Below are 22,128 nucleotides of genomic sequence, written 5' to 3' on the forward strand. Positions count from 1 at the left end.
CATGCGCCAATTCGTACAATGCGCCGATCCGGACTGTTCGTTTGCGACACTGGTGCTTTCGCGGGGTACTGTCCCATCTTTGTTCGGTTGGTCCCCGATGACACCCCATGGCGCGTCGAGTGACCGGCCGCCAGGACACCCTCCCCCGCCCAGAAGGACCGCAGCTGTGACCAGCAACTCTCTCGGTGCGCGTCTGCTGCGACGCAAGCCCGTCTCGTCCCTCATCGCCGAGAGCGAGGGCCGGGACGGCCTCCCGGCCGGTGCGCCCGAGGAGGGCGGACGCTCCGGCATCCACCTGCGCCGCACGATCGGCCTCTGGCAGCTGTCCTCGATCGGCATCGGCGCCACCATCGGCACCGGCATCTTCTTCGTGCTCAGCAGCGCGGTGCCCTCGGCCGGGCCGGCCGTCATCCTGTCCTTCGTGCTCGCCGCGGTCACCGCCGGACTCACCGCGCTCTGCTACGCCGAGATGGCCTCCGCGATCCCGGTCTCCGGATCCTCGTACTCCTACGCCTACGCCACCCTCGGCGAGGGCGTCGCGTTCGGCGTCGGCATCTGCCTGCTGATGGAGTACGGCGTCTCCGCCTCCGCGATCGCGGTGAGCTGGGCCGAGTACCTGAACAAGTTCTTCGACCTGGCCTTCGGCTTCACCATCCCGGACCAGTTGTCCGGCGCTCCGGACGCCACCCACTGGTTCAACCTGCCGGCGCTGCTGCTGGTCGCGATGGTCTGCGTGCTGCTCACCCGCGGCGTCAGCGAGTCGGTGAAGGTCAACGCGGCCATGGTCGGGATCAAGATCCTGATCCTGCTGCTGTTCGTCGGCATCGCGCTCACCGGCTTCCACTCCGGCAACCTGACCCCGTTCATGCCGCTCGGCATCGGCGGCGTGCAGGTCGCCGCCTCCAGCATCTTCTTCTCCTTCATCGGCCTGGACGCCGTGTCCACCGCCGGTGAGGAGGTCAAGAACCCGCGCCGCACCCTGCCACTGGCGATCATCATCTCGCTGGTCGTGGTGACCCTGCTCTACATCCTGGTCGCCCTCGCCGGCATCGGTGCCCAGCCGTGGCAGAAGTTCGAGGGCCAGGAGGCCGGCCTCGCCCAGATCCTCCAGGACATCACCGGCCAGACCTGGCCCTCGATCGTCTTCGCGATCGGCGCGATCATCTCGATCTTCAGCATCACCCTCGTGGTGATCTACGGCCAGACCCGCATCCTGTACTCCATGGGCCGCGACGGCATGCTGCCCAAGCGCTTCGCCGAACTCTCCCCGCGCACCGGCACCCCGGTCTGGAACACCCTCGTGGTGGGCCTCGGCGTCGGCGCGCTGGCCGCCTTCGTCCCGCTGAAGGAGCTGGCCGACATCACCAGCCTCGGGACGCTGATCGCCTTCTCGGTCGTCTCGATCGGCGTGATCATCCTGCGCCGCACCCAGCCCGACCTGCCGCGCGGCTTCAAGGTCCCCGGCTACCCGGTCGTCCCGCTGCTCAGCGTCGCCTTCTGCGCCTACCTGATCACCGGCCTGCACGCCGACACCTTCCGGGCCGGCGCGATCGCCCTCGCCGTCGCCGTGCTCGTCTACTTCGGCTACAGCATCAAGCACTCCAAGCTGGAGCAGCAGGCACAGGCCGCCACGGCGGACAGCTCCACCGGCCACCGGAACAGCTGAGCCGGACGAATCCGGACATGAGGGGCCGCCGACCACGACACCCGGCGGCCCCCCTCATGCCACCTCCTGTTACGTGCCCCACGCCATGGCGACAGCGCCCGGCCACCACCCATAACCTTCCACCATGGTGAGCACCCGCACGCCCGGCTTCTCCCGCCCGCGCGGCCGCTTCACCGGCCGCAGCAGAACGCCGGCCCCGCCGACCCCCGCCGGAGCGCCGTCCGGACCAGGACGACCGCCCCTCGGCTTCTCCAGTCGGCCGTTCCCCCGCCAGCGTGGCGAGAGCACGTTCCCGCCCACGCCCGATCGGCTGAATCCCGCCCGACTCGCCTCGATGCGCACCGTCCAACTGCTCGGCTGCCTGATCGCGGCCGGCTGGGCGGCCGCCTTCCCGCTCGTCTCCGACCTGCCCAACCAGCGGACGTGGGGTTTCATCGCGGCCCCCGCCTACGTCCTGGCCGGACTGCTCTGCCTCACCCTGCCGCGCCGCTACGCGGCCCGCGCCGCCGCCGTGGTCGCCCTCGCCGGGGCCGTCCTCGCGCCGCTCGCCCTGCTCGCCGTGCAGGGCCGCCACCAGTCCGAGGTGATGGTGGTCGAACGCTCGGCCCACCTGCTGCTCACCACCGGCAGCCCGTACCTGCCGCACCCGGTGATCGTCACCGACTACAACCCGTACCTGCCGGCCATGACCCTGTTCGGGATGCCGCGCCAACTACTGGGCGACGGATCCGACCTCGCCCAGGTCGCCGGGGACGCCCGGATCTGGTTCGCGCTGGCCTTCGTGGCCTGCCTGCTGGCCAGCTGGCGGCTGCTGCGGCCCACCCACGAGCGCGCGCCGCTGCTGCCGCTCGCCGTGCTCACCGCCTCGCCGCTGATCTCGCTGGCCCTCGTCGTCGGCGGGGTGGACCTGCCGCTGATCGGCCTCTGCTGCCTCGCCATGGCGCTCGCCGAGCGGGACCGCACCGTCGGCGCCGGCCTGGTGCTCGCCCTCGCCTGCACCCTCAAGTGGACGGCCTGGCCGGCGCTGCCGGTCGCCGCCCTGCTGCTGTGGCGGCTGTACGGCCGTCGGCCCGCCGCCCGGACCACGCTGATCGCGCTCGGCACCGGCCTGGCCGTGCTCCTGCCCTCCGTGCTGACCCGGGCGGACGCGCTGCGCGAGCAGGTGGTGCGCTTCCCGCTCGGGCTCACCGCCATCCGCACCCCGGCCGGCAGCCCGCTGCCCGGCAAGGTGCTGGCCGGCTTCGGGCCGACCGGGCACTCCGTCTCGCTGGCGCTGATGACCATGGGCGGGATCGGGGTGGCCATCTGGCTGCTCGCCCGGCCGCCGGTGTCCGCGATCGCGGCCGCCGATCTGCTGGCCGCCGGGCTGGCGATCGCGTTCATGCTCGCCCCGGCCGGGCGGTTCGGCTACCTCGCCCTGCCGGTGGTCCTGGTGATCTGGCCGCGGCTGGCGGCCCGGCGCTGGAGCAGCCGGCGCCCGATTCCGCCGCACCGGCTGCCGGGCAGACCGGAGCCCGCCCTGCCGCGGGGCTGAGCGGGCTCCGTACGGACGGGAGGACCTAGCGGCCGCCGGCCTTGAGCAGCGAGGCGACGGCCGGGCCGGCCGCGTCCACGCCGTGGCCGCCGCCCTGCACCTCGGCGGCGACCGCGATGTTGCCGCGGTAGGCGGTGAACCAGCTGTTGGTGGTGGTCGCGCCGGCGACCTCGGCGGAGCCGGTCTTGGCGCCCGCGTTGTCGGTGATCCCGGCCATCACGTCCTTGGCCGTGCCGCCGGTGGCGGTGGCGTTCATCATCGCGCGCAGCTTGCCCGCGACGTCCGGCGCGATCTGGCGGGCCGCCGCCTGCTGCGGCAGGCCGGCGACCAGGATCGGCTGCTTGAACGCGCCGCTCTGGACGGTCGCGGTGATCGAGGCGATGGCCAGCGGGTTCATCTGGACCTTGCCCTGGCCGATGTAGTTCATGGCCTGCTCGTCCTTGCTGCCCGGCGTCGGCGGCACCTTGCCGTCGGTGTTCGGCAGGCCGGTCTTCCACTCCAGGCCGATGCCGAACACGTCCTTGGCCGTGCTGGACAGCGTCTCGGGCTTGAGGCTGGTCAGGCCCTGGTTGATGAAGGCCGTGTTGCAGGACACCATGAAGTCCTGCTGGAGCGTGTTGTTGGGGAAGGCGCCCGGGAAGTCGTTCGGGATCGCGACCGGGTTGCTGCTCTTCTCCGGGCAGGCCACCACGGTGTCCGGGTTGACCCCGGCCTCCAGCAGCGCCGCCGAGGTGACGATCTTCATCGTCGAGCCGGGCGCGAGCAGGCCGGTGAAGGCCCGGTTCTGACCGCTGGCCGGCGCGTTGGCGAAGGCCAGCACCTGTCCGGTGCTCGGCTCGATCGCGGCGATCGACCCGGACTTGCCGCCCAGGTCCGTCATCGCCTTCTCGGCCGCCGCCTGGATGGTGTTGTCGATGGTCACCTTGAACGGCTTGCCGGGCTTGGGCTCGACGATGGTGAACAGCTTGTCCGAGGCCCCCTTGCCGGCCGGGTCGCTGATCACCACCGCGCTGCCCGCGTCCTGGTCCTTGTTCGGGTCCGGCGGCAGCAGCTTGTGGGCGTTGTCCTGGAGGGTGGACAGCAGCGCCGGGGTGAGCGAGGCGCCCTGCAGCGGCTTGCCGTTGCGGTCCACCACGGTGGACGGCGGGGCGAAGACCTGCTGGGTGGCGATCGTCTCGTTGCCGGACAGGTGCGGGTGGATCACCGTCGGCGCCCAGTGCACGGCCGGGGTGTTGTCGCTCATCTTCACGACGTTCAGGAAGCCGTTGTAGTCCCAGACCCGGTTGGTGCCGGCGAACTCGGCGCGCGCCTTGAAGCCCATCAGCACACCGGCGGGGCCGGCCGAGGCGGAGGCCGACGGCGAGTCGGTGGCACCGGGGGTCGCGCCCGCCACCGGCACGCCCGCGCCGGCCGAGGCTCCGGCGGAGGACTTGGCCGGCGCGGGCGTGCCGGTGGCCGACGCGAAGGCCTGCGGGGTGGCCGGGCCGGCCGGGGCCAGGGTCAGCGCGCTCGGCTTGACCTGGTCGCGGAACGCCGTCAGCGCGGTGGTGGCCGCGGCCGGGTCGTCCGTCAGCGCGGCCGCCTTGTCCAGGTCACCGGCCGCCCAGGCCGCCAGGAAGTCCTTCGCACCGTTGGTCGCCTGCTCGGCCGAGGGCGGCTCGGCGACCACCGTGCGGGGCTTCTTCGCCGAGGACGATCCGGAGTCCGAGCCGCCCATCAGGCTGTACGCCCCGTAGCCGCCGCCCGCGAGCACGGCGACGGAGACGCCGGTGATGATGCCGATCTTCGCGCCTCTGCGCATGGTGCTGTTCCCCCAAGGGTCTGCCGGACGGGCGTGACCGGCCGGGGCCGGACACGCTGTTCCCTCCACCCTAGGCAGCGCCGATCGGTGCGCCGACGAAATGCCCGCGAGTTGTGACGGATCTGGTACGTGTCGTGCACCGCATACGGACGATTCAGGGAACAGCGGTGTCGATCAGATCCAGCTGTTGAACCACATCCGCTGGCGCCAGTCGTCCATCGGAATCGTCTGCCCGGTGAACAGCGGGAAGAAGAAGAGGAAGTTCCACACGATCAGCAGCACCAGCAGCCCGGCCGCCGCCGAACCGATGATCCGGCGGTCCCGGGAGGCCCCCGGAGGCCCGATCAGCGCACCGACCAGCATGGTCACCGCGAGCACCAGGAACGGGACGAACACCACCGCGTAGAAGAGGAAGATCGTCCGCTGCTGGTAGGCGAACCACGGCAGGTAGCCGGCGGCCAGGCCGCACAGCACCGCGCCCGCCCGCCAGTCCCGCCGGGCCACCCAGCGCCACAGGCAGTACACCAGCGCCACCACGGCCGCCCACCACAGCAGCGGGGTGCCGATGCCCAGCACCTCGCGGGCGCACTCGGCGGCCGTGCAGCCGCTCTGGCCCTGCTTGGGGGACTCGTAGAAGAACGAGACCGGCCGGCCCAGCACCAGCCAGGACCACGGGTTCGACTGGTAGGTGTGCGGGTCGCTCAGGTGGGTGTGGAAGTCGTAGACCGTCGAGTGGTAGTGCCACAGGGCGCGCAGCCCCTCGGGTATCCACGGGTAGTCGGTCGAGCGGCCCGCCGCCCAGTCCCGGCCCCAGCCGCCCCTGCCCGGCACGTTGCTGCTGGCGAACCAGCCCCACCAGGACGTGACGTAGACGACCAGCGACACCACCACGACCGACACGAAGGCCGGCACCACGTCCCGGGCGAGCGTCGCCAGGTACGGGCGCGGGGCCCCGGCCAGGCGGCGGGCGCCGACGTCCCACAGCACCGTCATCACGCCGAAGGCCGCCGCCACGTACAGGCCGCTCCACTTGGTGGCGCAGGTCAGGCCGACGCAGACGCCGGCCGCGATCCGGTACGGGCGCCAGCCCAGGTTCGCCCGCTGCGCGAGCACCGCGTCCGGCACCCCGCCGAGCCGGTCGGCCAGCCGGGCCCGGGTGCGGTCGCGGTCCAGCAGCAGGAAACCGAAGGCGGCGAGGATCCAGAACATCACCACCAGGTCCAGCAGCGCGGCGCGGCTGAGCACCAGGTGCAGGCCGTCCACCGAGAGCAGCAGGCCAGCCACGCAGCCCAGCAGGGTCGAGCGGAACAGCCGGCGGGCGATCCTGGCCACCATCAGCACCGACAGCGTGCCGAGCAGGGCCACCGCGAACCGCCAGCCGAAGGGGTTCATGCCGAACAGCATCTCGCCGACGCCGATGATCCACTTGCCCACCGGCGGATGGACCACGTAGGAGGCCGCCGCGCGGTACGGGACGGCCGCGCCGGGCGTCATGATCTGCTCGTTGGCGCCGTCCGGCCAGTTGATCTCGTAGCCGCCGTGCCAGAGCGCGTAGGCGTCCTTGGCGTAGTACGTCTCGTCGAAGATGATCGCGTGCGGCTGGCCGAGGTTGGTGAAGCGCAGGATCCCGGCGAACACCGCCACCGCGACCGGGCCCAGCCAGCCGGACCAGCGGCACAGCCACGACCACACGGCCGGCGGCACGGACACGCCCAGCCGCAGCAGCAGCGGCGACGGGGGCACCACCGCCGGGGTCACCCCGGGGCCGTCCGGCATCGGCGGGACCAGGCGCTCGGCCAGCGGGGCCACCGGGCGGGCGGCGTAGCCGAACCCGGCCAGCCGCTCGCGCCAGCTGCGCGCGGCGCTGCCGGGTCGGTCGGGCTGGTCCGGGTCCGGGTGGTCCGGGTGGTCGAACTGGTCGGGTCGGTCGGGCCGCGCGGGGCTCCCGGCCTGGTCGGCGGGCCGCGGGGCCGGGACGGCGGAGGACGCCAGGCCGGCCACGTCGCCGCCATCCTGCGCGGTGTGGTCTGTACCAGTGGGCGTGCGCGCCGCCGTGTCGCCGTTCATCCGCCACATCGTAGGGGCGCTTCTCGCACGTGTGACCGCTCCCTCGGAAGCTGCCCGAATCGTCACCAAAAGCCCCCGGGCCGCGGTAGCTGCAAGGATGGGGCCCGTGACAGGAGTACTCGTTCTCGCAGGCACCCCCATCGGCGACGTCTCGGACGCCCCGCCCCGGCTGCTCACCGAACTGGCCACGGCGGACGTGATCGCGGCCGAGGACACCCGGCGGCTGCGCCGGCTCACCCAGGCGCTCGGGGTGACCCCGGCCGGGCGGGTGGTCTCCTACTTCGAGGGCAACGAGGTCGGCCGCACCCCCGAACTGGTCGAGGCACTGCTCGGCGGCGCCCGGGTGCTGCTGGTCACCGACGCCGGCATGCCGTCCGTCTCCGACCCCGGCTACCGGCTGGTCGCCGCCGCCGTCGAGGCCGACGTCAAGGTCACCGCGGTGCCCGGGCCGTCCGCCGTGCTCACCGCGCTCGCGCTGTCCGGCCTGCCCGTCGACCGCTTCACCTTCGAGGGCTTCCTGCCGCGCAAGACCGGCGACCGGGCCCGGCAGCTCGCCTCGATCGCGGCCGAGCCGCGCACCATGGTCTTCTTCGAGGCGCCGCACCGGATCGCCGAGGCGCTCGCCGCGATGGCCGAGGCGTTCGGCGCCGAGCGGCCCGCCGCCGTCTGCCGCGAGCTCACCAAGACGTACGAGGAGGTGAAGCGCGGGCCCCTCGGCGACCTGGCGGCCTGGGCCGCCGAAGGCGTCAGGGGCGAGATCACCGTCGTCGTCGCGGGCGCCCCGCCGGCCGCGCCGCAGGAGCTCACCCCCGCCGAACTGGCCCGGCTGGTGGCCGTCCGGGAGGAGGCCGGGGAGCGCCGCAAGGAGGCCATCGCGGCCGTCGCGGCGGAGCTCGCGCTGCCGAAGCGGGAGGTGTTCGACGCGGTGGTGGCGGCCAAGAACGAGGCCAAGAACGAGGCCAAGGGCGGGGCCGGGAAGTAGCGCCGGAAGCGGGTCCGGCGGGGGCGGGGACAGGGCCGTGAAAGAGGGGTGAATTCCGGGGGTTGCGTGACCCCGGGGGAGTCGTACCTTTGAGGGAAGGCCCCGGTAAACGCCCACGGAGCTGAAAGTTCGGTCGCGGTTTCCGGAACGATCCAGGCCTTTCGTATAGGAGTTCCCAACCCGCGTCCAACTCTTCACAAGCAGGGCATCGGCCGAGGCCGTCAGGGCATTTCCTGGAATGGAAAGACCCAGCCGGGCGAGCGCCCGGCGGGCGCTGGGAGACGGCTATGAGCGAGATGATCGGTAGCCCCCTCGGTGGCAACGCGCTGAGCGCCCCCGGCCTGGCCGGACGGCCGCACACTCCCGTCGAGACCGTGCGGGAGGCCTACTCCTTCGCCTGCCTGCGATGCGGGTACGGATGGGAGCAGGCGTACGACATCGAGCACCACGCCGGCAAGGACGGGCACGTCGTGTTCGAATACCACGCCAACGGTGTCCGGGTACCGTCCCCGCTGCTCAAGCCGACCTGCCCGGGGTGTGGCGGACACACCGTCCGGATCATGCGCGAGGGCCGGGTCGCCACCGCCGACCAGTCCTGGCACCACGCCCCCGGCTACCCGGCGCACGCCGAGCCGGCCGGGGCGCCCCCGGTGTCCGACCCCGTGAAGCCGCGCGGACGCTGGGCCCGGTTCTGGTCGCGGCTGCTGGGCTGACCGCCGGCACCGGGAGCGCACGCGGGGGCGCACCGGGGGCCGCCCGCCGCGAGCAGTGCGGCGGGCGGCCCCCGCCGTCGCCGGTCATGCGGCCATCCGGTCGGGGGCGGCGGGCGGCAATCCGGTCGAGGGCGGCAGGCGGCAATCCGGTCGAGGGCTGCGGGCGGGCCCGACTAAGCTTTCCGACCATGGCGGCCACTGCAGACCACAGCACCACCGGGGCGACCGCCCCGGCGTACTACGTTTCCACCCCGATCTACTACGTCAACGATCGCCCGCACCTGGGCCACGCGTACACCACCGTGGCGGGCGACGTCCTCACCCGCTGGCACCGCCAGCGCGGCGAGAAGGTGTGGTACCTGACCGGCACCGACGAGCACGGTCAGAAGATCATGCGGACCGCCGAGGCCAACGGCGTCAGCCCGCAGGAGTGGTGCGACAAGCTGGTCGAAGAGGCCTGGAAGCCGCTCTGGGAGCACCTGGAGATCGCCAACGACGACTTCATCCGCACCACCCAGCAGCGCCACACCGACCGCGTGCAGGAGTTCGTCCAGGACCTGTACGACAAGGACGAGATCTACAAGGGCGGCTACTCCGGCCCGTACTGCGTCGGCTGCGAGGAGTTCAAGCTCCCGGCCGAACTGCTCGACGGCGCCACCGAGGACGAGAAGCTCTGCGCCGTGCACAAGCGGCCGGTCGAATGGCTGGAGGAGGAGAACTACTTCTTCCGCCTCTCCGCCTACGGTCCGAAGCTGCTGGAGTTCTACGCCGCCAACCCGGACTTCATCCAGCCGGCCTCGGCCCGCAACGAGGTGCTGCGCTTCGTCGAGCAGGACCTGAAGGACCTCTCGATCTCCCGCTCCACCTTCAACTGGGGCGTCCCGCTGCCCTGGGACGAGAAGCACGTCCTGTACGTGTGGGTGGACGCGCTGCAGAACTACATCACCGCGGCCGGCTACGGCAGCGACCCGGAGCGCTTCGCCGAGCTGTGGCCGGCCTCCGTCCACCTGGTCGGCAAGGACATCCTGCGCTTCCACGCGGTGATCTGGCCCGCCATGCTGATGGCCGCGGGCCTGCCGCTGCCCAAGCGGGTCGTCGCCAACGGCTGGCTGATGGTCGGCGGCGAGAAGATGTCCAAGTCCAACCTGACCGGCATCTCGCCCACCGACCTCACCTCGCACTTCGGCGTGGACGCCTACCGCTACTACTTCCTGCGGGCGATCCCCTTCGGCACCGACGGCTCGTTCTCCTGGGAGGACTTCACCGCCCGGTACACCTCCGAACTCGCCAACGACTTCGGCAACCTGGCCTCCCGGGTCGCCGCCATGGTCGGCAAGTACTTCGACGGCGCGCTGCCGGCCGCCGCCGCCCCCGGTGACGCCGAGCAGGCCATCGCGGACGGCCTCGCCACGGCCCTCGCCACCGCCGACCGGAAGATCGGCGAGGAGCTGGACTTCGCCGGCGGCCTCGCGGCGATCTTCGAGTTCGTCAAGCAGGTCAACGGCTACCTCACCGAGCAGGAGCCGTGGAAGGTCGCCAAGGACGACTCGGAGCAGGGCCGGGCCCGCCTCGCCACCATCCTCTACACCGCCGCCGAGGCGCTGCGCGGCACCGCCGTCATGCTCAACCCGGTGATGCCGTCCACCGCCGAGAAGCTGTGGACCTCGCTCGGCGCCGAGGCCGGCCTCGGCGCGCTCGCCGCGCAGACCATCGCCACCACCGCCGACTGGGGCCGGCTGCCCGCCGGCAGCACCGTCACCAAGGGCGAGATCCTGTTCCCGCGCCTCGAAGAGAAGCCCGCCTCCTGATGTCTGCCAAGGACGACGCCCGGTCGACCCCGCCGCCACTGCCGGAACCCCTGGCCGTGGCGGTGGCCGACTCGCACACCCACCTCGACATGCAGGCCGGCACCCCGGCCGAGGGACTGGCCCGGGCCGCCTCGGTCGGGGTCACCACGGTCGTCCAGGTGGGCTGCGACGTGCCCGGCTCGCGCTGGGCCGCCGAACTGGCGGCCCAGTACGAGCAGGTGCACGCGGCCGTCGCCCTGCACCCCAACGAGGCGCCGCGGATCTTCCTCGGCGACGCGGACGGCTGGTCCGGCCAGCAGCGGAAGGCGGGCGGCGGGGCCGCGCTGGAGGAGGCCCTCGCCGAGATCGACCGGCTCGCCGCCCTCCCGCAGGTCCGCGCCGTCGGCGAGACCGGCCTCGACTACTTCCGCACCGGCCCCGAGGGCGTCGAGATCCAGAAGGAGTCGTTCCGCCGCCACATCGAGATGGCCAAGCGGCACGACAAGGCCCTGGTCATCCACGACCGCGAGGCCCACGAGGACGTCATCGCCGTCCTGCTGGCGGAAGGCGCCCCCGAGCGGACGGTCTTCCACTGCTACTCCGGCGACGCCGAGATGGCCAAGGTCTGCGCCGAACACGGCTGGTACCTGTCCTTCGCCGGCCCGGTCACCTTCAAGGCCAACCAGCCGCTGCGCGACGCCCTCGCCGCCACCCCCCTCGACCGGGTCCTGGTCGAGACCGACGCGCCCTTCCTCACCCCCCACCCCTACCGCGGCAGGCCCAACGCCCCGTACCTCATCCCGGTCACCGTCCGCTCGATGGCCGGCACGCTGGGGCTGCACGAGGACGAGCTGGCCACGGCGATCGCGGAGAACACGGCCCGGGCCTTCGGGTACTGAGCCGGTCGAACGAAAGTCGGATTCCGGCGGAACGATTCGGCACTCCCGGCTGCTTCTTAGGCTGGCTAGCATGAGTGCAGTGAGGGAGGTGGCGATGACCGCCGAGCCGATCGACTGGATGCATCCGCCGTCCCAGGGCTGGACGTACGAGCAGGCTCAGAAATTCGACCTGCCGTTCGAATGGGATCTGGTGGACGGAGTCATCGTGGTCCGGGGGCAGACGAATTTCTGGCATGACCTCGTGCGTTCGGGACTGGAGCGAGCGCTGCACAGTGCGTGTGTCGTGCCGTACGCGGTCCTGCCGGAGCGGTGCGTGCTGGTCGACGAGGCCAACACGACCAAGCCGGACGTGGTGGTTTTCGACAAGACCGGCATCGACCCCTTTGCGTTGGACTGCCAGCCGGTCGAGTCCGTGGTGCTGACGGTCGAGGTGGTCTCCAACGGCTCCCGCGCGGACGACCGTTTCCGCAAGCCCGGTCAGTACGCCGAGAAGAAGATCCCGTACTACTGGCGGGTCGAGCGCGGCCTGGACAACCTGCCGATCGTGCACGAGTTCCACCGGGACGACGAGAAGGGCGTCTACCTGCCCGTCGCCCAGCACGAAGGCGTGCTCCGCACCTCGGTGCCGTACCCCGTCGAGATCGACCTCGCCGAGGTCGTCGAACTCTGAGGGCCCCGCGCGCCCGTATCCTTGGCGCGTGAGCACCACCGACCCCACCCCTGACAGCCACCTGCTGGGCGCCGCCGACATTCGGGAGCTGGCGGCCGCGTTCGGCGTGAAGCCGACCAAGCAGCGCGGGCAGAACTTCGTCATCGACGGCAACACCGTGCGGCGGATCGTCCGGGCAGGCGGGGTGACGGCCGAGGACGCGGTGGTCGAGGTCGGGCCCGGGCTCGGGTCGCTGACGCTGGCGCTGCTGGAGGTGGCCGCGCACGTCACGGCGGTGGAGATCGACCCGGTGCTGGCACAGCACCTGCCGGCGACCGTCGCGGCCCGGATGCCCGGCAAGGTCGACAGCTTCGACCTGGTGTTCAGCGACGCCATGGAGGTCACCGAGCTGCCCGGGCCGGCGCCCACCGCGCTGGTCGCCAACCTGCCGTACAACGTGGCCGTGCCCGTCCTGCTGCACATGCTGGCGACCTTCCCCAGCATCGAGCGCACCCTGGTGATGGTGCAGGCCGAGGTCGCCGACCGGCTCGCCGCCAAGCCCGGCAACAAGGTGTACGGCGTCCCGTCCGTCAAGGCCAACTGGTACGCGGACGTGAAGCGGTCCGGTGCCATCGGCCGGAACGTGTTCTGGCCCGCCCCCAACGTCGACTCCGGGCTGGTCTCGCTGATCCGCCGCGAGCCGCCGAAGACCACCGCCAGCCGCAGGGAGGTGTTCGCCGTCGTCGACGCCGCGTTCGCCCAGCGGCGCAAGACCCTGCGCGCCGCGCTGGCCGGCTGGGCCGGCTCCGCCGCCGGGGCCGAGCAGGCGCTCGCCGCCGCCGGGATCGACCACAAGCTGCGCGGCGAGATGCTCACGGTGGAGCAGTTCGCCGCGATCGCCGAGCACAAGCCGGAGATCGCCGGGCACGAGCCGGGGATCGCCGGGCACGAGCCGGAGGCGGACTCCCAGTGATCACCGTGCGGGTTCCGGCCAAGGTCAACGTCCAGCTCGGGGTGGGCGGACTGCGCGCCGACGGGTTCCACGACCTGGCCAACGTGTTCTTCGCCGTCGCCCTCGGCGACGAGGTCACCGCCACGGCGGGGGAGGGCGTCACGCTCTCCTGCACCGGGCCGGACGCCCACGTCGTACCCCTCGACGACGGCAACCTCGCCGCCCGCGCCGCCCGCCTGCTCGCCGCCCACCACGGCATCGCCGACCCCGGCGTGCACCTGCACATCGCCAAGGCCATCCCGGTCGCCGGCGGCATGGCCGGCGGCAGCGCCGACGGGGCCGCCGCGCTGGTCGCCTGCGACGCGCTCTGGCAGCTCGACACCCCCCTCGACACCCTCCTGGAGCTGGCCGCCGAACTCGGCTCCGACGTGCCGTTCGCCCTGCTCGGCGGCGTCGCGCTGGGCCTCGGCCGGGGCGAGATCCTGCAGCCGCTCACCGTCGACGGCACCTTCCACTGGGTGTTCGCGGTCGCCGACGGCGGCCTCTCCACCCCCGCCGTCTTCCGCGAGTGCGACCGTCTGCGCGAGGAGGCCGGCACCGGCTCCAGCGACACCGACGTCCGCACCCCCGACGCCGACCCCGCACTGCTCGCCGCCCTCGCCCAGGGCGATGCCGTCGCGCTGGCCGCCGCCCTCGCCAACGACCTCCAGCCCGCCGCCCTCTCGCTGCGGCCCGCGCTCGCCGCCACCCTGCGGGCCGGCACCGAGGCCGGTGCGCTCGGCGCCCTCGTCTCCGGCTCGGGGCCGACCTGCGCGTTCCTCGCCAAGGACGCCGACGCGGCCGCCGCCGTCGCCGAGGCGCTGCGGGCCTCCGGCACCTGCCGGACCGCGCACGCCACGTACGGGCCGGTGCCGGGGGCGGAGCTCGTGCCGTAAGGCCCCGCCGGTGACGTAGGCGGCGCTCTCGTGCCGTAGGGACCCCGCCCGTGCCGTAGGGCCCTCGCCCGTGCCGTAGGGGCTTCGCCGGTTCGGGGCCCGCCGCTTTCGGGGCCCCCGCCGCCGCAGGCGGTGAGGGCGCTTCGGCGGGCCCATTAGGCTGGGGAGATCGGGGCGTCCCCGACAGGGGTGCCCGGCCGCGACCGGCGGACCGCCCCGAGACCGCCAATCCCAGGAGCGCAGCAGACGTGGCCGTCAACCTCGCCACCATCGAGTCCGTCACGAAGGTCTACGGCACCCGCGCCCTCCTGGACGGAGTCAGCCTCGGCGTCAGCGAAGGCGACCGGATCGGCGTCGTCGGACGCAACGGCGACGGCAAGACCACCCTGATCCGGATGCTCGCCAAGCTGGAGGAGGCCGACAGCGGCCGGATCACCTGGAACGGCGGCCTCCAGCTGGCCGTCCTCACCCAGCACGACTCGCTCGACCCGACGGCCACCATCCGGCACGAGGTGATCGCCGACCGGGCCGACCACGAGTGGCTCGGCGACGCCCGCATCCGCGACATCGTCGAAGGCCTCTTCGGCGGTCTCGACCTGCCCGGCTTCGCCGACGGCCTCGACACCGTCATCGGCCCGCTCTCCGGCGGCGAGCGCCGCCGGATCGCCCTCGCCAAGCTGCTCCTCGGCTCTCCCGACCTGATCGTCCTCGACGAGCCCACCAACCACCTCGACGTCGAGGGCATCAACTGGCTCGCCCAGCACCTGCAGAAGCGCCGCTCCGCGCTGGTCTGCGTCACCCACGACCGCTGGTTCCTCGACCAGGTCTGCACCCGGATGTGGGACGTCCAGGGCGGCGCCGTGCACGAGTACGAGGGCGGCTACTCCGACTACGTCTTCGCCCGCGCCGAGCGCTCCCGGATCGAGGCCGTCGAGGAGCAGAAGCGCCAGAACCTCGCCCGCAAGGAACTCGCCTGGCTGCGCCGCGGCGCCCCCGCCCGCACCTCCAAGCCGCGCTACCGGATCGAGGCCGCCAACGCCCTGATCGCCGACGTGCCGGAGCCCCGGGACCGGTCCGAGCTGATGAAGTTCGCCAACGCGCGACTGGGCAGGACCGTCTTCGACCTGGAAGGCGTCACCGTCAAGGCCGGCCCCAAGCTGCTGCTGGAGAACCTCACCTGGCAGCTCGGCCCCGGCGAGCGGATCGGCCTGCTCGGCGTCAACGGCGCCGGCAAGACCTCGCTGCTGCGCGCCCTGCGCGACGCGTACGCCTCCGAGGGCGACGTGCAGCCCGCGTCCGGTCTGATCAAGGTCGGCAAGACGGTGCGGCTCGCCTACCTGTCGCAGGAGGTCGCCGAACTGGACCCGGCCATCCGGGTGCTCCAGGCCGTCGAGCAGGTCCGCTCGCGCGTCGACCTCGGCAAGGGCCGGGAGATGAGCGCCGGCCAGCTGTGCGAGCAGTTCGGCTTCGGCAAGGACAAGCAGTGGACGCCCGTCGGCGACCTGTCCGGCGGCGAGCGGCGGCGGCTCCAGCTGCTGCGCCTGCTGATGGACGAGCCCAACGTGCTCTTCCTCGACGAGCCCACCAACGACCTCGACATCGAGACCCTCAACCAGCTGGAGGACCTGCTCGACGGCTGGCCCGGCTCGATGATCGTCATCAGCCACGACCGGTTCTTCATCGAGCGGACCACCGACGTCGTCCACGCGCTGCTCGGCGACCAGAAGATGCGGATGCTGCCGGGCGGTGTCGACGAGTACCTGGAGCGGCGGGCGCGGATGGCCGCCTCGATCGCCGCCGCTTCGGCCGCGTCGGGTGCTTCGACCGCCTCGGCTGCTTCGGCCGCGGCGTCCGGCGGCTCGGACGCCGGGACCGCCGCGTCGGCCCTGTCGGGTGGCGACCTGCGGGCGGCGAAGAAGGAGATGCAGAAGATGGAGCGGCAGATCGCCAAGCTGGACCAGAAGGAGTCCAAGCTGCACGCCCAACTCGCCGAGCACGCCGCCGACTTCTCCAAGGTCGCGGAGCTGGACGCGCAGCTGCGCGCCGTCCGGGAGGAGAAGGAGGAGCTGGAGCTGAGCTGGCTGGAGCTGGCCGAGCAGGTCTGAGTTCTGGTCGGGGTTCTTTCGTCTGAGTTCTGGTCGGAGCTCGGCCGGATTCCTGGCCGGGACGGGGGCTCCGTTCGGGCCCTACCGGGCCAGCAGGGCCTCCAGCTCGTCCGCCGCACGCCCCAGCGCACTGCGCGCCGGGTCGTGCGGCGCCGTCGGGCGGGCCGCCGCCCCGGTCGGCGGGCGGTGCTCCCGGGCCGCGGCCGTCAGCTCGTCCAGCGCCCGGCGCACCCGCCCCACCTCCGCCGGATCCGGCACCCGGCCGCCGTACCGCAGCTGCGCCGCGAACGCCGCCACCGCGCCGCCCAGCCGCTCCAGCGCCGCCGTCGCCGGCAGCCACTGCTCCGCCAGCCGCCCCGTCGGCGGCGGCTCGGCCAGCCCCTGCCGCACCTCCTGGCGGGCGTCCTCCAACGCCCGGTACGCCGTACGGCGCAGCCACACCTCGGCCCGGCCCGCGTCCCCGGTGACCGCGTCCAGATAGGCCCGCAGCGCGGTGGCCGCGTCCACCAGCCGGGGCTCGATCCGGTGCCGCGGACGCTCCGGCCACAGCAGATAACCGAAGAGCAGCACGATCGCGCTCGCGAGCACCGTGTCCAGCACCCGCGGCCAGAACTCGGCCGCGCTGCTCTGCCCGCCCAACTGGAGCAGGATCAACGCCATCGGTGTCATCGCCACCGTGTTCAGCCCGTAGTGCGCCGCCGTCACGTACGGCAACAAGGCGACGCAGAACGCGGCGATCGCCGTCAGCACCCACGCGTCGGTCGTCAGCGACACCACGGCCGCCGTGACCGCCACCCCGAGCACCGTGCCGATCGAGCGGCTCACCGCCCGCAGGAACACCGAACCGAGATCCGGCTTCAACACGAAGGCGATCGTCATCGGCACCCAGTAGCTCTTGCTGAGCGGATAGCTGGCCGTCACCGCCGAACCCACCGCGATGCACAACGCCACCCGCAGCCCGTACCGGACCGAACCGCGCGACAGCAGCCGCACCCGCAGCCGCCACGGATCGGGCGGCGGCGCCGGGGCGGTACCGACCTCCGCCTCCCGGCCGGCCACGGTGTCGGCCGCCGCACGCAACGCCACGTCCAGGGCCTGCCGGGACGGCGTGTCCGGCTGCCACTGCGGGACAGTGACCTCGCCGCCGCCCCGCCGGACCGCCTCCGCCAACCGCAGCGGCACCTCCGCCACCTCGGGCGGCACCGGCCGCCACGCCCACAACAGGCCCGTCGCCGCCTCGGTGGCGGCCAACGCCGCCTCGTACATCCGGCGCAACCGAACCGTACGGGCGGACTCCGACCCCGGGCGGTGCGGTCGCGGGAGGAGGTCCTGCAACTGGTTCAACCGGGCCGTCAACACCTGGCGCGAAGCCGCGCCCTGCGGCGTGCCCAGATCGGCCAGCGTCCGGCCGAACGCCTCGTACGCGGCCGCCAGCGCACGGTTGCGCGGATCCGAGGCCGGGCGGCGGTGCGCGCCCCCCGGCAGACCCAGCACCACCACGAACGCGGCACCCGCCAGCATCATCGGCGCCGCCGCCCACCACGGATCCGGCAACGGCATCCCGCTGCCCAACGCCGCCGACACCAGCAGCAGCATCCCCGCCGCCGAACCCCGCGGGCCCGTCGCACTCAGCGCGCCGGAAGCGAACGCCGTGAACGTGAGCGCCGCACCGAGCACCACCGCCGAAACGTGCACGTGCTGGAGAGAAGTGCCGATCAGCATGCCGAGCGCCGAAGCCAGCACCGCCGACGCGATCCGGGGCACCCGCAGGCCACTCGGCTCCGCGCGGTCGTTCATCGTCGCGTGCATCGCGCCCAGACCGGCGAACACCCCCAGATCCAACCGGTGCGCCAGCAGCCCCGCGGCCAGCGGCACCGCCATGCCCACCGCCGCGCGGGCCATCAGCGCCAGCGGCAACGGCGGCCGGGAAGGACGGGCGGCACGGGCCCACCAGGAGGGGGCGGACTCGTCTGCAGGCATCAGGTCACGTCCGTTCTGCGGCCAGGGGTCGCTGCTGTGCGACATTGCGCGGCAGATGGGGGCGTACCCGGTCCAACCGGGCGAGGCCAGTCTACCGGGGCCCGGCGCGGCACCCCCGAGGGCCGCACGTGTCAAGTTCGTACCGATCCCGCACAGGCGGGCCAAGGGCCCTGCCGACCCGACAGGGGCGGTGGCTACGATTGCGGAGGCGGAAACCGCCCCAGGGCGGGCGGCGCACCGACCAGCACTGTACGACCGAGAAGTTGACGGTATGTTGCGGATCGGCGGCACCGGGATCACCCCGAACCGCCGACCGTACGGGGGAGAGGTGAACTGCTGTGGCAGGAGAGGTTCCACCGAACACGGGGGCCAGTCCGGACACGTCCGGTGACGTCACGCCATTTATGCTCAGCCACATGATGGGGTTCGGCCCCCTCGTCAGCACCGTACAGACGAACGTCAGCGCCGCCGACCTGGTCTCCGCCTTCGGCAAGAAGGACGTCAAGGTCGAGCTCGACACGCTCACCGCGTTCGCCAAGAAGATCGAAGCCCTGCTCCAGGCCATGGAAGGCTCCCCGGCGGCCCCGTACAAACTCCAGGAACAGAAGCTGACCGGCGGAAGCTTCGCCAGCGCGGAGTTCGCCGAAGCGACAGCCCTGACCGCGGCCTACGACAAGGTGCACACCCAGCTCGTCAAGCTGCACAAGGACTTCGTGTCGCAGATCGAGGCGATGAAGACCGCGGTCGCGGCGACGGCGGGCAACTACTCGGCCAACGAGGACGACACGACGGCCGCGCAGAACGCCGTCGCGAAGAACGCGGGCGGCCCCGCGCCGGCGCGGGCCGGCGGCGAGGGCTTCTGATGGTGGTCGGCGAGGGCGCTCACGGGGAAACGGGGAGTAAGTAGTGGCAGACGGAACGAACTTCGAGGGCGTCGGACACGCCCAGCTCAAGAAGATGGTCCAGAGCACCGACCCCACGACGGTGCTGAGCCGCGGCACCCAGCTGAAGTCGGCCGGCCGCGTCCTGAAGGAACTCGGCGCGGCACTCAAATCGCACATCGGCAACGTCAGCTGGGAAGGGCCGGCCGCCGAGAGCTTCAAGACCTGGGCAGGCAACCTGCAGCAGTCGGCTGCGCTGCTCGGTGACTACTCCACAACCGCCGGCGATGCCATGCACCAGGCCGGTGAGGCACTCAGCACCGCCAAGGTGGCCGTGCCGGACGTGCCACACGACGATGTCGACATCGTCAAGGCGCGCTCGACCCAGGGGGTGCCCAACCAGTTGGCGCTCACGAGCGCCAACTTCACCCCGACCGGGCCGACCACCGCCACCGTCGACTCCATGATGAAGAAGCAGAACTGCTCCTGGGTCACCGAGACGGAGGCTGTGGCCGCCTCCCAGCGGGTCTACAAGGCTCACCAGGAAGCCATCCACCAGATGGAGAAGCTGGGGCAGGCGTACGAGGCGGCGACGACGAAACTGGCCGGGCTCGGGGACGTGGCTCTGCCGGGTACGCCGGATGCGAGTAGCAACAAGTACGAATCCTCGACGGCCTCTGGTGGCAGTGGCTCGGGCGGCTACGGCGGCTCCGTTCGCAGCCCTCGTACCGGCGGCGGTAGTACCGGGGGTAGCTACCGCCCGCCAGGTGGAAACTACGGTGGTGGCTCGGTCGTGGCTCGGAGTTTGGGGTCGGGTCCGCAAGGCCAGGTCGGCGGGCCTGGCCACACTGACCCGATTCCGCCGCGAAGCGGTGGCCAGGTGCCGCCGACGCCGGTGGGCCCGGGTTCCTTGACGCCTCCCTTTGTGCCGTCGGAACCCGTCCACCGTCCCGGTACCGGCCTCGACAGCCTGCCGACCGTGCCGACCCTGCCAGGTCAGACCGGCCCGCTCGGCCCCAGTGGCGGTGGAAGCCTCCCGCCTGACGGTCCGAGTGGGATTCCCGGATACCCGGGTGGCCCCGGTGGTCCCCCTGGATATCCGGGTGGTCCGGGCGGCGGCCCGGTGGCCGGTTTCCCGGCCGGGGCCGTCGGCGGCTCGATCCCGGCCAAGGGCGGTGGCGGATCCGTATCCGGCAGGGGCGGGGGCTCGATCCCCGCCCGTACGGCTCCGTTCGGCGGCGGCTCGCTGCCGGGAAAGCCCGGTGGCAGCCCGGGTCTGCCCAGCGGGACGGTTTTCGGCGCTCGCGAGGCCCAGGCGGGTCGGGCGGGAGCGGCCGGCAGCGCGGGCGGGATGGGCGGCATGCATCCGGGGATGGGTGGTGGTTCCGGAGCCGTCGGTTCGGGCGGCAGCTCGCGGGGTCGAGGCCTGACCTCGACCGGAGGAGGGGCGGTCGGTGGCCGCAAGGGACCGGCTGCTGGCGGGGAGTTCACGCCGGGTGGTACGGGTTTGCGTAACCGGGCGGCTGCTGCGGGAGTCGCTGAGGGTGAAGCCCGCTCGGGGCAGAACGGCATGATGGCCCCTGGAACGGCGGGTCGCTCCGGGCGGAACGAGCGCGATCGCCGCAAGCGGGCCGACTACCTCCACGAGGACGAGGAGACCTGGACCAGCGGTACGCCGCACAGCAACCCGGACGTGATTGAGTAGGGCGGCAACGACTGCCCGGCCACCGGGCTCTCCCGGTGGCCGGGCAGACCTGTTCGGGGCACGCTCCCCGGTCGACGGAGAGATTGACGAGGAGTTGTGATGGGGCGGACGAACACGCGATCTCGTTGGCGGATGTCCGCTGCGGTGCTTTTGGCGGCGGGAGTTGTGGTCGGCCCGATCGCAGTGCAGGCGGCTGCCGAAGACACGATCCGGCAACAGCAGTGGCATCTGGACGCGATGCATGCACCGGAGATGTGGAAGATCACTAAGGGGCAGGGGATCACGATTGCCGTGATCGACGGCGGATTCAAGCTGGATCATCCAGATCTGGAGGGGCAGCTTCTGCCCGGCAAGGATTTCAGTGGCAGCCCTGGTGGGGTGGGCTCCTTCGGTGACGGGCACGGCACCGGGATCGCCAGCCTCATCGCCGGGACGGGCAAAGGTATGGGGGGAACCGGTGCCCAAGGTCTGTCTCCCGGGGTTAAAATTCTCCCCCTGAAGATCAATAACGGGTCTTCTGGTGCGCTCGTATCCAATGAATTCCTTGGCCAGATCGGCCAGGCCATTTCCTATGCGGTTGATCAGGGCGCCAAGGTCATCAATATCTCGCAGGGCATTAATGCGGCAGTTCCCGCGCCAGAAGATGTGGCCAATCTGAATGGCGTAATTGAGGCTGCGAGGGCCAAGGGTGTCCTAGTGGTGGCAAGCGTCGGGAATGAAGCACAGAAGGGTAATCCGGTCGAGTATCCCGGAGCTCTTCCTGGCGTTGTAGGGGTAGGGGCGGTCGATCGCAATGTGATTGCGACAGCCGAATCCGAGCAGGGGCCGCAGGTTATTCTTTCCGCGCCCGGCATGGATATGTTTGCAGCCTGTACCTCCTCAACTGGTTATTGCAAGAGTCATGGGACTTCGGACTCGGCCGCACTCGTATCCGCTTCGGCGGCCCTGGTGTGGTCGACACATCCGGAATGGACGGCAAATCAGATTCTCCGGGTGCTCATTAACACGGCAGGAAAACCGACTGATGGGTCGGTCCGCAGTATCGATGTCGGGTACGGAGTTGTCAGGCCTCGCGTTGCGCTGACAGAGCCTGGCGATCCTGGGCCTGCGAATGTGTCGCCGATTCCGGTTGGGCAGACCTCGCCCTCGGCGAGCCCGTCGGCCACTTCGACGCCCGCGCCGAGTTCGGTCGCCCCGAGCTCGAGTGATGTGGCCGTGGGGGCGCCGCCGGTGAAGCCGACGGCGGAGAAGTCCTCCGGTTCGGGTGGCGCCTTGCCGGTCGTGGCCGGTGTGGTGGGTGGGTTGGTGCTGGTCGCCGGTGTGGTGTTCGTCGTGCTGCGGCGGCGGAAGGCCAGTGGGCAGCCTGCAGTGGCGCCGGGGGAGGACCCGTACGTGCGGTGATCTGGGGGCCTGCGCCGGTGCGCGCCTCCGGTGTTGAGCCGGGGGCGCGTGGGGTGGGGGTGTGCGCGGTG

General features: G+C 71.9%; 16 protein-coding genes. 13 read left to right on the plus strand and 3 right to left on the minus strand.

Annotation, left to right across the window (positions count from 1 at the left end):
* Window positions 1-97 precede the first annotated feature (97 nt).
* Window positions 98-1,666 carry an amino acid permease gene (locus ACIQVZ_RS19530; protein WP_402451446.1) on the plus strand — a complete coding sequence of 523 codons (1,569 nt, stop codon included), beginning with the start codon at window positions 98-100 and terminating at the stop codon, window positions 1,664-1,666.
* A gap of 124 nt (window positions 1,667-1,790) precedes the next feature.
* The gene (locus ACIQVZ_RS19535) at window positions 1,791-3,200 is read left to right on the plus strand and encodes a glycosyltransferase 87 family protein (protein WP_402451448.1); all 1,410 of its coding nucleotides are present in this window, start codon (window positions 1,791-1,793) and stop codon (window positions 3,198-3,200) included.
* Window positions 3,201-3,225: 25 nt separating this feature from the next.
* Here the strand turns inward: ACIQVZ_RS19535 and ACIQVZ_RS19540 are convergent, their stop codons facing one another.
* A complete protein-coding gene (locus tag ACIQVZ_RS19540) occupies window positions 3,226-5,001 on the minus strand; it encodes a penicillin-binding transpeptidase domain-containing protein (protein WP_402451450.1) in 1,776 nt (591 codons plus the stop codon).
* Window positions 5,002-5,175: 174 nt separating this feature from the next.
* Entirely contained in the window at window positions 5,176-7,068 is a 1,893-nt protein-coding gene (locus tag ACIQVZ_RS19545) for a dolichyl-phosphate-mannose--protein mannosyltransferase (RefSeq protein ID WP_402451453.1), read from the minus strand.
* Between the two features lie 106 nt (window positions 7,069-7,174).
* On the opposite strand from ACIQVZ_RS19545, the gene rsmI reads away from it, so the two are divergent.
* From rsmI to ACIQVZ_RS19585, 8 genes are all read left to right on the plus strand, one after another.
* Complete coding sequence (rsmI, locus tag ACIQVZ_RS19550) at window positions 7,175-8,050, plus strand: 16S rRNA (cytidine(1402)-2'-O)-methyltransferase (RefSeq protein ID WP_350877714.1); 876 nt, start codon at window positions 7,175-7,177, stop codon at window positions 8,048-8,050.
* Window positions 8,051-8,337: 287 nt separating this feature from the next.
* A complete protein-coding gene (locus tag ACIQVZ_RS19555; protein ID WP_350877715.1) occupies window positions 8,338-8,763 on the plus strand; it encodes a hypothetical protein in 426 nt (141 codons plus the stop codon).
* A 188-nt stretch (window positions 8,764-8,951) separates the two neighbouring features.
* Complete coding sequence (gene metG, locus ACIQVZ_RS19560; RefSeq protein ID WP_363619213.1) at window positions 8,952-10,571, plus strand: methionine--tRNA ligase; 1,620 nt, start codon at window positions 8,952-8,954, stop codon at window positions 10,569-10,571.
* Window positions 10,571-11,449 carry a TatD family hydrolase gene (locus ACIQVZ_RS19565; RefSeq protein WP_402451457.1) on the plus strand — a complete coding sequence of 293 codons (879 nt, stop codon included), beginning with the start codon at window positions 10,571-10,573 and terminating at the stop codon, window positions 11,447-11,449. Before metG ends, ACIQVZ_RS19565 begins: the two co-directional genes overlap by 1 nt.
* A 70-nt stretch (window positions 11,450-11,519) precedes the next feature.
* Entirely contained in the window at window positions 11,520-12,119 is a 600-nt protein-coding gene (locus ACIQVZ_RS19570; protein WP_350877718.1) for a Uma2 family endonuclease, read from the plus strand.
* Window positions 12,120-12,147: 28 nt separating this feature from the next.
* On the plus strand, window positions 12,148-13,071 hold the full coding sequence (gene rsmA / locus ACIQVZ_RS19575; RefSeq protein WP_402451459.1) for a 16S rRNA (adenine(1518)-N(6)/adenine(1519)-N(6))-dimethyltransferase RsmA: 924 nt from the start codon (window positions 12,148-12,150) through the stop codon (window positions 13,069-13,071).
* On the plus strand, window positions 13,068-13,985 hold the full coding sequence (locus tag ACIQVZ_RS19580) for a 4-(cytidine 5'-diphospho)-2-C-methyl-D-erythritol kinase (RefSeq protein WP_402451462.1): 918 nt from the start codon (window positions 13,068-13,070) through the stop codon (window positions 13,983-13,985). Before rsmA ends, ACIQVZ_RS19580 begins: the two co-directional genes overlap by 4 nt.
* 248 nt (window positions 13,986-14,233) lie before the next feature.
* Window positions 14,234-16,090 (plus strand): ABC-F family ATP-binding cassette domain-containing protein, encoded by a 1,857-nt coding sequence (locus ACIQVZ_RS19585; RefSeq protein WP_402451464.1) that lies wholly within the window; start codon window positions 14,234-14,236, stop codon window positions 16,088-16,090.
* 81 nt (window positions 16,091-16,171) lie between these two features.
* On the opposite strand, the gene ACIQVZ_RS19590 is transcribed toward ACIQVZ_RS19585, so the two are convergent.
* On the minus strand, window positions 16,172-18,070 hold the full coding sequence (locus ACIQVZ_RS19590; protein ID WP_350877722.1) for an FUSC family protein: 1,899 nt from the start codon (window positions 18,068-18,070) through the stop codon (window positions 16,172-16,174).
* 416 nt (window positions 18,071-18,486) lie between these two features.
* Between ACIQVZ_RS19590 and ACIQVZ_RS19595 the strand changes: the two genes are divergently transcribed.
* The 3 genes from ACIQVZ_RS19595 (at window position 18,487) to ACIQVZ_RS19605 (ending at window position 22,057) form a co-directional block, all read left to right on the plus strand.
* Complete coding sequence (locus ACIQVZ_RS19595) at window positions 18,487-18,933, plus strand: hypothetical protein (RefSeq protein ID WP_402451467.1); 447 nt, start codon at window positions 18,487-18,489, stop codon at window positions 18,931-18,933.
* A gap of 43 nt (window positions 18,934-18,976) precedes the next feature.
* Window positions 18,977-20,656, plus strand: coding sequence for a WXG100 family type VII secretion target (locus tag ACIQVZ_RS19600; RefSeq protein WP_402451470.1), 1,680 nt, complete (start codon window positions 18,977-18,979; stop codon window positions 20,654-20,656).
* 132 nt (window positions 20,657-20,788) lie between these two features.
* Window positions 20,789-22,057, plus strand: coding sequence for a S8 family serine peptidase (locus tag ACIQVZ_RS19605; protein ID WP_402451472.1), 1,269 nt, complete (start codon window positions 20,789-20,791; stop codon window positions 22,055-22,057).
* Window positions 22,058-22,128: the final 71 nt, after the last annotated feature.

Source organism: Kitasatospora sp. NPDC098663, from assembly GCF_044760075.1.
Classification (GTDB): Bacteria; Actinomycetota; Actinomycetes; order Streptomycetales; family Streptomycetaceae; genus Kitasatospora.